This is a genomic window from Clostridia bacterium, from assembly GCA_035561135.1.
GTDB lineage: Bacteria > Acidobacteriota > Terriglobia > Terriglobales > Acidobacteriaceae > DATMYA01.
This window is the reverse complement of the sequence record DATMYA010000002.1, coordinates 1-13,626: the sequence shown is the minus strand read 5'-3', so window position 1 is coordinate 13,626 and position 13,626 is coordinate 1. Positions and strand designations below refer to the sequence as shown.

Below are 13,626 nucleotides of genomic sequence, written 5' to 3'. Positions count from 1 at the left end.
CTTGAAATCTTTTTCTTTTAATCATACCATTATTTTCAGGCAAAATTATAGTGTTTGTTAATAAAATTACGTCTATGTAGATAATCTCAATAATACAAACCATCCTGGGGCATGAATGAACATAACGGGAAGCAATGAACGCATTTTCATTGCTTCCCGTTTATCATACCTCTGCGCTGTTTAATCGTTTATAAGTTACATAATGGTATAATAAAGCAATTAAAACCAAGGGTTATCACTCATAAGGACATTTATTGAACCGAGGGGTAACCGGTACGGGGCAACAGGAAAAGCAGGCATCCATTCACGATTATGCGGGTGGATGTCTGCTTTTGCGGCGAAGTGTGAACATTGCGATCCCACAGCATTTGAAAGTGCTTAAGAACGCTCGGTTTTTCATGCGGTTTAACGGGCGGACGAATTTTGTCGAGGGAAGAATCAGGCGGCCTTGTTTTCAAGACCGTCTGATTTTGATTATCATCCATGCTTCACGCTCAAGCGGCTCATGATGACGCAGCCATTGAACGGTTGGTTTTCACAATGGACCGCATGATATCATCCTATCCTCGTGTCGAAACTCGCTTGGACCGAGCCCTCGACCGAAACAAGCCACAGATCGAGGCTGTACGACACCTTGCAGGAAGCGGCGAGATCCCAGGAATCGTAGGGGTATGCGGCCGTCAGCTTGCCATTCGTGTCGAGGTAGAAGCCGATGATATTGTAGCGTTTTCCGGCCACCCTGATGCCGCCATTGATGCCGCCCTTGAGATAGAGCTCAAGGATAATGCTGTCGGCGTCGTCGCCGCCAAAGTAATAGGCTCCGTCGGCGACCGCATAGAGATGGCCGCGCAGGTAAACGATGGAAATATCGACCTCCTTGTCCAGACCGAGCTCCATCCTCATCCGGATCAGCGACTGGGCGTCGTCGTCGACGATAAATCCGACACCCATGCCTAAACGGAAGCCGGCGATGTTCCCGCCCAGCATCTCGGGATACCCCAGGTAGACGCCGAACAGCCGGGGGCTGTACTCAAAGCCCATGTTGCCGCTCACCCTGGCCATGGCGACGTTAAGATCGTTGTTCATAGTGAAGGAGAAATAGCGCTCCGGGTGGCTGTAAAGGATCACGGTCGTGCCGACCTTTGTATAGACGTCGGACTTGCCTGTAACCATGGCTTCTACATCAAGGGGGAGCCACAGTTCGCCCCCGGTGTCCACAATCGGGCCGTTCTCGAAGCCGAAATACAGGTCGCGGATCTCGCAGAGTTCGGCGATGACCAGCTTGGCGCTGACGCCGGCGACGAAGGAGGTCCCGCCCCCTCTGTCCACCTCCTGCCGTTTTATAAACTCTTTCATATCACCATATTTCGGGATCTGAAGCCTGCGCAGAGCGTCCCGTTCGGCGACCATGTTGTAGGAAACAAGCCCGGTGAAGTCCTCCAGCTTACCGTAGCCAAAGGTGACCTTGATTTCTGGGCCGGTAGCCATCCCGACGACAAAGTAGCAGCGGTTGTTGTCCTTATCGTATCCGAAGCGCGCCTCCACTTCGACCGGCAGCACCTCGAGCTGGCTCAGGAAAGAGAGGTTCAGCTTTTCCGTATCATATTCCACCAGCCCGTCGCCGCCGGGTTGGACGGCTTTGGGGACCAGCACGCCGGAAACGTCGATGCAGTCGTCGAAGTTGGCGTCAAGCACCGAGTAAGACCCTTCGTATATGACGGACGGCTTGAGCGCTATGGCGTTGAGGCCCAGGGAGCCTGCCAGATAGCCTGGGCAGTTGACGACCAGCGCGTCGGAGGTATCGGTCGAAAGAGGTATGTTCTCGGAAAGCAGCGTCGCGCCATACATCGTGAGCCAGACCGAACGCGCAATGGAGGAATTCAATTCCACATAGGCAAGGTCGAGGGCGCGCACCTCCATGGTAAAGCCCTGAAAGTTGATATTCACCGGACGGTCGAGCGGAACGGCGGCATATTTCCCGTCCGGATTGTCCTCCCGGATGGTCTTGCGTATATCCGCAGGCACGATCATGTCGGTGAAGGCGAGGGGGTCACCCGTCTTCACCTCGGCGGTATCCAGCGTCATGGCGCCGCTCAGGTGCATGCCGTCCTCTTTGAGCCAGCCCACGTCGATCTTCATGTCGATTCCTTCAGCCAAGGCGTTTTTGACCGTGGTCGGCGCCACCGAGCACAGAAATTCTCCCGGTTCGGCTTCAAAAGGGTCCTGGTTGGTATACAGCTTGACCTTAACCCGCTTCTGCAGGAACAGGTCGACCTCGACATCGGCGTTGATTTCCAGGTTCACCCGGTTGGCGTACAGGTCTAAGAGGCAGTCGTGGACCCACACATCCTGAAAGCCGCCCAGCGCCTCGCCGAAATCGGCCGGCTCGCCGTCCGGATTGTCGCTGTACAGGTAGGTCTGATAGTTGAAGCCGTTGAGGTCATAAATCATCTCGCCCGGGACAAGGTCGAATGTGATCGTCCCGCCGCCCTCGGCCTGGACGAGTTTCGGCGGCAGCGCCACCGTTCCGCCCTGCATCACCAGGCCCACCCAGAAGGGTTTCTCGGTTTCCTTGGGGGTCAGGATCTCTTCGTCCGCCTCCGGGGCCACTATCGGGACGAAGTTTTCCCGGTCCAGGTCCACCGTGACCGCGGTGGGCGTCACGACGACGCCCTGCGCGCGCTGCTTTTCCATTGTCAAACTGCGCTCGGCCACGCTGGTCGGCGTCATAGTTGCCGACTCGATCAGAAAGCCCTTTCCGGCCCAGTTGTGGACTTCGATGGGAACAAAGGAGCACTGGTCCTGAAGCGCGGGGTCATCCGGCAGGATGAGCAGGCCGTTCTGCTGCACCGTCTCGCCGAATTTGAGAACCCCGGCGTACAGGAAGGTTTTCAGCGACGGCGCGAGGGTGTTGTCCGCCGCGAGCGCGTCCATCTCGTTTTTCTCGGGATGAGAGCCGGCGTAAACGCCCGGCACGCCGGGGCCGGAGGCGCCGGGCTGCTCGAAGGGCAGCATGAGCTTACCGGTCAGATTTCCGGTGGGCTGGGCCGTCCCGTCCACAAAGGTGAGGCTCGCAACCTCGACGCGCAGCGCGGCGCCGCCGGGAACAAGCAACTGGAGGCACTGATTGGTCATGGTGTACAGCGTGCCGCTCATCCTGCCTTGAAGGTCGAAGGTCAGAAGCGCGCCCGCAGAAAGCTCGAGGCCCTCGTTATTCAGCGTTTCCAGATGCGATTTCATCGATATCCCGCCGCCGGAAAGTGAAATAAAGGCTTTGGAGCCGGTCTGCTTCCCGTTTAAGCCAATCCACAGCTCCCCGATATCATGAATGGTAAACTGTTCGTACCGGATGTCCGGCAAGTTGTTCTTCACAACAATACTGCCGATTTTAAGCTGCGCGTCGGTAAACTCCAGCGCGTACAGATCGCCGATCAGGTTCTGGCTTTCCGCCGTGCTTTTCACATGCCCGCTGACGACGGATGTATTGGTAAGCGGTGAGATGTTGAGGCTTGCAAGCGTCAGGCCGATATTTTCAAGCACGGACGGCTCCTCCAGATATATCGTCCCCGCCGTCATAACGTACTGATTGCCTTTCTGCTCGACGGCAGCCTGCAGGAGGCTCACCGGAACAAGCTCTTCATATCCGATATCCAGCAGAGCCGAACCCGAAGCGCCGGAACCGCCGAGCGGGGAAGCGTAAAAATTCACATCGGTCAGCGTAAAGCCCATGCACTGTATTTGATCGAGATGTTTTTTTTCGGCACCGGGCTTGGAGGGCTCCACCGTCGTCTGGGCGGGCTTTTTGGGGGGAGTGAGCGTGGTTAGCAACACCACCTCCGCGCCTCGATCTCCTGAAAAGGCCGTTCTCCCCGGCAGAAGGACGGATACCACCTCAAGATGGATTTCCTGCGTGTCGGCGCCCGCGTCATTTGCGACTTTTACCACAAAGCTGCAGGTACCCGCCGGGATATCCCCGGCGACCGTCAGAAGGCCCTCGTTGTCGATGCTCGCCTCGGCGGGGACGGTCATCCGCTCGGAGACAGGTTCAAGCGACCAGGTGAGTGGCTCGCTGCCCGAGGCGGAAAGCTGTACCGTGAAGTCGAACCGGCGGGTCATCTTAAACTGATATCCATCGCGTCGGACAGACAGTTCGGGCGGCTTACGCACCTCCTTCGCCTGCACCTCGAGGGAAAAAACGGTCGAACTCTCCCCGGCGCTGTTTTTGGCCGTGACCGTCACACTGTACACGCCGGGGGTCAGGCTGCCGGCGGCGCTCACCGTGCGGGAGGCCGTGTCCACCGAAAACCCCGTTACTGACGCGCCGGCTCTGCCGCTCGCTTTTATGGTGACCGTGATGGGCTCGGTGCCCGTCAGGCCGTACGTTGTCTGAAAAGCTGTTCCCTCTTTAACGCTGAAGCTGCTGCCTTCGACGGTGAGCTTGGGCGCGATGATCCCGCCTTCCGGCGTCTGAGAGGGGAGCGCCGGGATGACCGTTTTCAGCGTCGGCTTAAAAGAAAGGTGAACGAGCAGCGGCTCGGAAAATTCGGACAGGTATCCGCCGGTATCGAGCACCTTGACCTTATACCAGTTGAAGGCGAACTGGTCGGCGCTCTCGTCCGTCCACTGCGGCTCAAAGAGCAGCGGGCTTGCCTGATAATAGGTCCCGTCTTCTTTGTCCGAGCGATAAACGAGGTAGCCCACCGTGTCCTCGCGGCACTGCTCCCAGGTGAGGTTCGGCATGGTGGCCACGTTCCAGGTGATGTGCGGCTTGTTGTTTTTGAAGTCCCCGCTCAGTCCGCCGATGGGGTCGAAAGCTTTGTTCCTGCGCGGCGTCGCCTCCACCGGCTCGGGCCGCGAGGAGCCAAGATTGTCGTCGTTCCAGGCCTGAACAGTATAAAGGTACATGACGCCATACTCCGCCGTGGTGTCAGTGATCGACAGCGGCTTTAGAAGCCCGGTGGCCGGGTCCACCTTCTGCTCCGCGGCGGGCAGCTCGCCGACCTTGGTCCACATCACTCTTTTCATCATTTCTTCGCTGAGGTCACGGTACTCCGAAAGCGCAAGCGGGCCCAGCTCGTCGAGGATTTCATTGTATGCTGAAAGGCCTTTTGAGTCGCCCAGAGAAGCGAGCCTGCCGATGACGTCCGCGTCGCTTGATTGCGCAAGCGTCTTGAATTTGTCGAGTCCCCTGATCGGCGCGTTCTGCGCCGTCGCCGAAAGGCCCGGTTTGAGCGACGCGGACAGCATTCCGGTGAGGAAGGTATCCTTTTTGGACGGCGTCTCGAACAGCGCCGCGAACAGCTCCGGGTGCGAAGCCAGCAGGCCGCTCAGCTGCGTTTCGTTGGGCTTGGGGATCGCGGTGCGATAGACCTCATATCTGTCACAGTGGCTGACCGCCGAGAAGTTGACCTGCACACCGTCCTTGCGTGAAAGCGGCAGAAGCAGGTTGGGCGTCTGGGGCGGCTTGGTGGACGGGACGCGGAAGCGTTCTACCGCGCCCGCCGCCGATTCGACGCCCCAGGGGGACACCGACGTGACCTTGTAATAATAATAGTGCGCGAAGGTTTGCTCGACCCGCTCGGTGTATTCGGGAGCCGTGATGTGATCGCCGACCAGCGTCCACTTCAGGGCGGCTTCGTCGACGGGTTTCTTGAACGACGGCACCTCGCCGCGGTAAACGCGGTAATGCTTAACCTGCGGGTCGTCGGAGGCTTCCCAGTTGATATAGACATAGCCGCCCTCGGGGATTCCGGCAAACCGCGAGGTGACGCCAAGCGGCGCAACGTCTGTGCCGATTGGTGTAATTGGCATTTCAATCTTGGGAGCCTCCTTCGGTTCGAGGCAAATGAGAAACAGCGACAGGGCTCCCGGCGTCTTGTCAAGCCCGCCGACCACAAGCTGATTCTGGGTGATCGCCGTGCCGCTTACGCGCCGCCACAGTCCCATCTGCGTGAGCTCGCTGCGGGACATTTGCTGCATTTCCTCGAGCGGCTTTAGCATAAACTCGGGGCGGTAGACGGCATAGCCCCCAAGTCCTTCTCCGCTGTAGGCGGGCCATTTCAGGCGGGCGGTGCCGTCGGGCAGCACATCCTCGCCGCGCACTGCGAGAAACAGATGGATATATCGTTCCTCCGGCAGATTGTCATACATCTTATCAAACAGCGAGGGCAAACTGCTGCCGGCCGAGAGGCCGGGAGAGTCTGTGATAAACTTCCCGATGCGGATACCTGCCGCTTCGGCGTTTCTGACGGTGTCGGTGATGATATCAGTGGCGTATGGCCGCTTGGGCAGACCGGCGTCCGTCTTAAGCTGATCGAAAGAGATCAGGTCCTCCTGCAGGATTCCGGGAGGATCCTGTGAGTAATCGGGAAGCTCGCGGGAATGCATCGAGATGGTAAGCCCGCCGGGAATTTTCGGCTCGGCGCCGGTGGGCACGAAAGCTGCGGCCGACTGCGACCACGCGCTCTCGTTGTTCCACGAGTCCCACGCTGAGACCCAGTATTTGTATGTACGGCCCTCTTCGATATCGGCGTCGAAATAGATCAGATTTGGATACGATCTAAAAACGTTTGACAGCAGCACCTGCTTCGCTTTATTGAGTTTTTTCTGTACAGTGAGAGGCGCCTGCGCTTGCGCCTGCTCTGAGGGAATGAACCCAACATCAAATCCTCCGTCAGGGCGCGGTATTTCCACCTGCATCGGTTCTGAACCGGCGAATGCCTTGGCCATCGGGTTGTCATAGGTCAGGTTGGCAATCGGCTCAGGCGCTCCGAAGCCCTTTGCGCCGACGGCGACCGCGCGGTAGACCGTAAAACGAACCGTGTCCGCCGAATCGGTGAATACCGGCAGCACGATCCCGCGTTTGCCCGCGTTGAGCGCGATGGCATCCCCCACGGCAAGCGACGCGCCCTCGGCGTCGTCGGACAGCACGGGGGGCTCGACGGTGGGCGCGTTCGGCGGCGTCACCTTTTCGACCTTAAACTCCTTGAGAACGTCGGAATATTCGCTCGTGCGCCCGAAGATGTCGATGGAGCGGATGCGGTACTGGGCGATTCTGCCGTTTTCCACCTCGTCCTCGAAGAAGACGGGTGACTCGAGGTAGGCGCCGGTTTCGTCGAGCATGTAGGAAATGACGACCGGCTCCTTGTTAATTTGGGTAAACCCGCTCTCGCCGTCAAGCTTGCGCTCGATGAAATATCCGCTGAGTATGCCTCTTTCCTCCGGGCTTTCCGCCTGATCCCAGCGCAGCGGCACCTTGCCGTCTACCCCGTAGCCCATCAGCCCCTGCGGCTTGCTCAGATTGTTCTGCGCGCCGCGCGTGACGGAAAGCGACGATACCCCGCCCCTGGGCGCTTCGACGCGGTAGGTTATCTTGGCGCCGTCCGGCAGGTTCAGATTCGATAAGTCGTCACGGATCAAAAACCCGGCGGCTTCGGCAAATTCGTCGTCGACAAAACTGAGTGTCGCAAGCTGCTGCCTCGCCGCGAGCACCCCCTGGGCAAGCTGGAACTTGCTTGCGTCGAGGGCTTGAAGCGCGCTGATGCCCGATGCCGGCTCGGACTGGTTGACGGAAAACTTCTCCCAGATGGACGATTTGATCGCCGCGCTTGTAAGAGCACTGTTTTCCTGCCGGCCTAGCACATAGATGGGCTGGCCCAGCATGAGGTCGGTCTCCGGGATTTTCTGCTCGATTCCGTTGGAAACGGCGCGGCGCGCTTCTTGCATCTTCTTAAAGTCAATCTTACCGGGTATGCGGGGCCTTTGTGCCAGCGTGTCGGTACGGTAGGCCATGTCACGGAATTCGTCGGCGCTCATGTCCAGCGAAGTCAGCTTATCCTGCGTCAGCTCGGCCTGTTTATACATCTCCTGGATCAAATTGATATTCTGACCCTTATATTTTTCATACTCTTCCACGTCGTCCACTTCCCAGCCTTCCACCTCCGCGATGCCTCCGTTAAGGCCGCGCTCCGGCGACGCGAGCTGCTCGGCGATCAGCTCGCTCTGGCCGTTCACCTCGCGGTAGAGCTTGTAGCCCTGCTCCGGCAGCCAGTCGCCCGAAGGGATCATGTGGACGAGCGCTTCATCGGGGGATTGCCACACGCCCTTCATATTAATGGTGGAGGGAATGGCCACAAGATCGCCGTATGCCGGCGGTGTCAGGAGCTTTGTCGTTGCGGTTTTCAGGTTTGAAAGCACTTCGGCCTGCTGTTTGAGGGCTTCCTGTGCGGAAAGCAGGGTTGCCGCCATTTCGCCCGGCTTGTAAATAAGCGGGATAACGGCCGCTTTCTGTCCGCTATCCGCCGGCAGCAGCTGAGCCACCTGTGGCGGCCCCCCAGCCGATAACGGGGCCGTCTGTGCCATTTCCGGCGGCTCCTCAAGCCGCTCAGACAGCTGCCGGTCGAGGCTCTTCAGATTGTTCAGCGCGAGGCACGAGTCGACGATGTCGGTGAGCGTCCCGGCCGAAAGAAGCTCCTGCGCGATGGCCGGGTTTCGCAGCAGCGTGTCGACGTCGGGCCCGCTTAATAAGTGCAGCATCTCTTCGAGCGTTTCAGGCTCCTTTCGTTCGGTTTCAGCGAGGATATACGCACGGTTCGGCAGATAGAAAAAAGCCTCAAATACGCCGCAGGCCCACAGGATGCCTACCGTGACGAGCACCAAAGCGGGGATTGTGACCAGCAGCGACCGGACGTTATGTGTCCGGAACTGCGTCAGTACCCAATGAATTGCATTCTTAAATAGTTTCATGTCCTTATCTCCCATTCATCTCAGAGTTACCGGAAATCGAAATACCGCAGGACCAGTTCGGGTTTGCTATTGACATGCAGTTTCCTGTATATCTTTTTGACAAAGTAGTTTGTGCCTTAAACGCTGATGGACATCCTCAAAAAGATTTCCTTTGCCTTCATGCCCTTCAGAAGCATATAAAAAACCTGCTTTTCGCGCGGCGTTAAAGTCATGACGGCATCAGCCGCATGATCGCGTCCTTTGTCCTGTTCCATGACAATACCCCCGTTCTGATTCCATCTTACAGAGGACAGAAGACTTTGCAAAGCTACCAAACATGGTAGGCGGGCATAAAAAAACAGCCTTGATCGGGGTCAGGGCCGCCTTTTGCCACAGCATATGTAAAATCGTAAGGCGTATATGATTTCAGGTCATTCTTTTCTGTCAGGAGGCAGCACGGGAACGCTGAACCGGGCAAACAGTTCCGAACGATTGCTGATATTTAGTTTTTTGTGCAGATTCTTGATGTGGAAATTAACGGTGTTGGTGGTGATACCAAGTTCTCCGGCGATTTCTTTCGCGGACCGGCCGTACAAAAGCAGCGCCGCGATCTCTTTTTCGCGCGGCGACAGGCTGAGGCCCTCCAACCTGTTCGACTGTTCCACCTTTTGAGCGGCCTCCGTCATGTCCACGCAGAAAAAATCATCCGACCATTCGGTAAAAAACAGGTGTTTTGAATAGGCGGGAGACAGAAGGATAAACAGGATAAACACGACACCGGAGAACAGTGTTGCCGCAAGCGGCAGCATTGCGGGCGCGTAAGAAGAAAATATTCCAGGGATTACATAGGAAAGCATGGTGAACAACAAGCTCGCAACCAGACTCAGCTTGAAAATACGAAAATCGCCGTGCTTTTTGAACACACAACCGAGCAGGTAATAAGACGCAATGTATCCCATCTGCTCGAAGCCGTGCAGAAAGCGGGCAGCGTTTCTCAGGAGAGAGCCTTCCGGCATGAAATAAAGGATATAGGTGCAGATCATGGCGATAAAAAACACATTGCACATATTCCAAATGCTACGTTTGGTAGTCAGCTGCAAAACGACGGCAAGGCAAACCACCAGAATGCCCGCCGCGCCGTTTGCCACCATAGCTTCCGGCGCTGACGCCCCGGGCAGGTAAGTATAAAATATTTCCACAAAGCAATGGGCGACAAAAAAATAGAGCGTCAATCTAAGGGCGGGGTTCAGCGTTGCTCTGGGTCTGTCTTCGGCGGCGTGAAAATCGCTTGTTTTGTATAGAAAGAGGCAGATGCAGGAGCCCGTGACAAGCGCCGTTAAGTAAGTCTTGTCAAAAAGGCCCGATAAGAGGGACAGCCCGGAATCAAGCTGGTTAAGCGTGAAGAACAAAGAAATCATCGCAGCGCCAAGCAGCCGTTCTGTATTGTTGAGGGCGAAGGTATAGGCAAATGCCGCGCAGGCGGCGCAGCCGCCCAAGCCGAACATGAAAAGGATTGCCAGCAGCAGGTTTGGCTGGCTTTCGCCAGTCATAAGCCAAGGGATAAAGGCGGATGCCGTTATCAGCGCACAGATGCGGGAAATCTTCTCCATGTTTTTAACGCTCGTCAAAGCAAACAATGCCGCCGCACCGACACAATAGGCGCTTCCCATCAGCGTCATGGCGTCCAAGCCGAAAAGGCGGATCGAATCGCTGAATAACGCGCCCTGCATGTTGGCGAAAACGGGCGCTAAAGGGAAAATCAGCATGTATTTCAGATGCTTCCACCGCACATGCCGGATGTTGATATTGTCTTTTGAACCAAACAGTGCAAAAAAAGATGCGGGGATGTTCTTTCTTCCGCCCCGCCCGGTTTTTGTCACGCCGGTCACCTCCTCGTCGGGATACTCTTGTCAGGTTTTTCGAGGCGCTCAAATACAAAATCCACATGGTCGGACAATTTCTGAATCATAGCGCCCGCGTCACCACATTCCCCAACGATAACCGAAAGCTCTAAAAAAATGCCGAGAGCCCCGTAATTCAATTCTTCGGCCGCGATCCTCAGATCGGCGCCGTCGTGTATTTTCCCGTTTTCCGCCATGGCCCGAAGGATGGACTCATAATAATCCGTCGGTTCCTTGAGCATGAATCTTCTGACAAAGTTCCTGGCTCTTTGATTGATATGCTGTTCCATCCATATAATTGTGGCCGCTTTGTCAATTCTTGAGCCTCTGTTTTTCACGTATTGAATGAACAACAGCTTGAAAATCTCCTTGGGATCCATAAATTCGAGCTCATACGCCAGATCTTTTGTATCCGGCCTTTTCGCCTGCATTCCCTCATGGAAACAGTCGAATATGCAATTGAGGATATCCTCCTTGTTTTTGAAGTGGTTGTAGATGGAGCTTTCCTTGATGCCCACGCCATGGGCAATTTGTCTGACAGACACCCCATTATAACCATGCCTGGAAATCAGATCGACGGCAACATCAAGGATTTTTTCTTTTGTTCCGGTTAAGCTCTGCATTTCCGACTTCTCCTTAGCTAACTGATCTTGTTTTATCTGGCCCATTATACTAACAAATGTTAGTAAATTCAAGTTTGATTTTCAAAACGGAGGCGCAGGATAATGGAACTGAAAATCTCCATTCGGGACTGTCGCGCGTCCTTGCGGGTGGTTTTATGCGAGGTAATTTGCCCGGCAGTTCACACGGGCCGGGAACCACGTCCAAGGTCAGAAGGATCGTGTTGCGTCTGCCCTTGACGCAGCTTCCTGCTCTTGACGTACTGCAGCCGGGGAAGGAAAGCGCAGGCCGAAGATTTCTCTCGCTTCGGCGAGAGAGCGAGAGAGCCAGCATCGCGTTTGTCTGGACGTCGGCACAGCCGCCGCCCCGCCAAACGCTTTTTTTGCGGGCAGAAGCCCGCGCCCACTTCAAGTTGCGAGCACTTCTGCGGAAGTGCTGTTACCGCCTTCGTCGGCGCAACTTCGAAGGGGAACCAGTTCCCCTTCGACCTTCCCCTCCGCTCTCCGAGGGACGAGAGTTTATGAAAGGACTGATTATATGAAAGACACCACATTCAGCATCCGAATCTCAAAAGCGGATTTGGATACCATCAAACGCAAATAGCCATCATCAGTTTTACGGATTATCCGAAGGGACAGAACCGCCCCTGCATGGCGGCGGTCATGGGGTACACGATGCGGGAGGAAAAAACGCTGTGGCAGGGACACTCTCTGGTCAGCGCATGCCGGAGAGCGCCTATGATGATTTTCTTGGCACCAAGCTCCTCTATCACAAGGACGGCGGCACGCTGTTCTTCCACATGGTGCAGTCCTTCCCGAAAGGCGCCGATGTCGACCCGGTCACGGCGCACGCCGCGGCAATGGAACTGGCCAAGTATTTCGCGGGACGCGAGGTGCTGGTCTGTACCCATACCGACCGCGGCCACATCCACTCGCACTTTATCATCAACAGCGTATCGCTGGAGGACGGGCGAAAGCTTCACATCAGCGAGCCGGAGCTGATCGAGCTCCGGAAGCGTAACGATCAGGTGGGCGAGATGTTTGGCTTGCCGGTATTTCAGAAAGGCCAGAAAAAAGAAAAAAGTTAAATCCATGTCCACAGCCGAGTACCACGCCGCCGCGCGCGGCGAGAGCTGGAAGTTCCGGCTCATGGGCGACATTGACGAGTGCATGCGCTATGCCGAGAGCAAGGATGAGTTCATCACGCTCATGCGCAGCGAGGGTTACAACGTCCGCTGGCAGGACTCCAGAAAGAGTATCACCTACACGCTGCCCGGTGGTATGAAATGCCGGGACGACCGGCTACATGACGAAAGATACTTGAAGGAGGCGATGGAACGTGAGTTCCGAATCCGGGAGAGAATTGTCCATGGAGGAATTAAAGCGGTTGAATCACCCGCAGGGTTCGCTGACGTGACACAGCCGGAGCCACATCCGACGCAGGGGGAGTGGGTGGAACTGCTTCAAACGCTGGCCTCGCTAAATCGCCGCGTGGCGGCGCAGGCGGACCTGTTGCGGGAGCTTTCGCAGAGGCCGAGAACGTATCCGACACAGGAGCAAATCGCGGCGCTAGCGCGGGATGTGACGGCGATACGGGAGACTCTCCCACAGGCTGGGAAACGGAGAGAGCGGCATATCTTGCTCCCGCGGCTGCGTCTGCCGCACCTCAGCCCGGCGTGGCTGCTAATCCCAGTAATCTTGTTGGTGCTCTTGGCGGTATGGTACAGCTGGGGCACGCTTTGGAACGGACTGCAAACACTCCTCCCGTGACCGACGCCACCGCAAGGCCCGTTTCCAAACCGGCAGAAAGAAAAAGTTGCGCCGGGCCAGAAGGAAGACGACCACAGCGGTTACGATTTTGAATTAAAAATGTGACGCGCCGGGCGAAGATACCCGGCGTTGTTTTTACCTGCAATGAACAATACCATTGGACAAAAGTTCTTTTTTTATACCATGTTACTGATAATGGTCGTCAGTCTTGCCGTTCCGGGTATTCACCTGCTGCTAAAAACGCCTGAAGCTGGGAATGACGCGCTGGACCCAAGAAATTATGGGATAAAAATAACCTGTATCAGCACAGCGCCTCCGCCAGGGTCTTTGCCGACGGCCGGCAAATCATCGCCTGCGGCAGTCCCGGCGACACGCCGGTATCCACCAAGCCGGTTCCGAGGTTCTTATAAAATTCTTTTTTGTTTGTATGCGTTGAGTTTTGCAGTCATAAAATTACGCCGGTTCCTTCGCTTTTTGGATTTTCTCCACGCTGGCTTTGAGGGCCTCCATCAGGTCGATCACTTTGCCGGCACTCTCGGGCTCCGCGGCGACGATTTCCTTGCCGGAGATCTTGGTCTCAATGAGCTTACGCAGCTTTATCTGGTATTCAT

At 56.2% G+C, this 13,626-nt stretch carries 6 protein-coding genes; 2 read left to right on the top strand and 4 right to left on the bottom strand.

Translation table 11 applies throughout. The features are described 5' to 3' along the window. Positions 1-555: 555 nt before the first annotated feature. The 4 genes from VN622_00045 to VN622_00030 form a co-directional block, all read right to left on the bottom strand. Positions 556-8,745: an Ig domain-containing protein gene (locus tag VN622_00045; protein ID HWR34243.1), complete on the bottom strand. Its 8,190-nt coding sequence runs from the start codon at positions 8,743-8,745 to the stop codon at positions 556-558. A 116-nt stretch (positions 8,746-8,861) separates the two neighbouring features. Beyond that, complete coding sequence (locus tag VN622_00040) at positions 8,862-8,999, bottom strand: LuxR C-terminal-related transcriptional regulator (GenBank protein ID HWR34242.1); 138 nt, start codon at positions 8,997-8,999, stop codon at positions 8,862-8,864. 156 nt (positions 9,000-9,155) lie between these two features. Then, positions 9,156-10,604, bottom strand: a complete 1,449-nt coding sequence (locus VN622_00035; GenBank protein ID HWR34241.1) for a helix-turn-helix transcriptional regulator — start codon at positions 10,602-10,604, stop codon at positions 9,156-9,158. A 5-nt stretch (positions 10,605-10,609) separates the two neighbouring features. Then, complete coding sequence (locus tag VN622_00030) at positions 10,610-11,320, bottom strand: TetR/AcrR family transcriptional regulator (protein ID HWR34240.1); 711 nt, start codon at positions 11,318-11,320, stop codon at positions 10,610-10,612. A gap of 620 nt (positions 11,321-11,940) precedes the next feature. On the opposite strand from VN622_00030, the gene VN622_00025 reads away from it, so the two are divergent. Together VN622_00025 and VN622_00020 are read left to right on the top strand one after the other, a co-directional pair. After that, entirely contained in the window at positions 11,941-12,333 is a 393-nt protein-coding gene (locus tag VN622_00025) for a relaxase/mobilization nuclease domain-containing protein (GenBank protein HWR34239.1), read from the top strand. Positions 12,334-12,337: 4 nt separating this feature from the next. Beyond that, positions 12,338-13,015: a hypothetical protein gene (locus tag VN622_00020; GenBank protein ID HWR34238.1), complete on the top strand. Its 678-nt coding sequence runs from the start codon at positions 12,338-12,340 to the stop codon at positions 13,013-13,015. Positions 13,016-13,626: the final 611 nt, after the last annotated feature.

What these genes read in the sequence shown, in the direction of transcription:
- VN622_00045 (HWR34243.1), bottom strand. Translation starts at nt 8,745, where the DNA reads ATGAAACTATTTAAGAATGCAATTCATTGGGTACTGACGCAGTTCCGG.
- VN622_00040 (HWR34242.1), bottom strand. Translation starts at nt 8,999, where the DNA reads ATGGAACAGGACAAAGGACGCGATCATGCGGCTGATGCCGTCATGACT.
- VN622_00020 (HWR34238.1), top strand. Translation starts at nt 12,338, where the DNA reads ATGTCCACAGCCGAGTACCACGCCGCCGCGCGCGGCGAGAGCTGGAAG.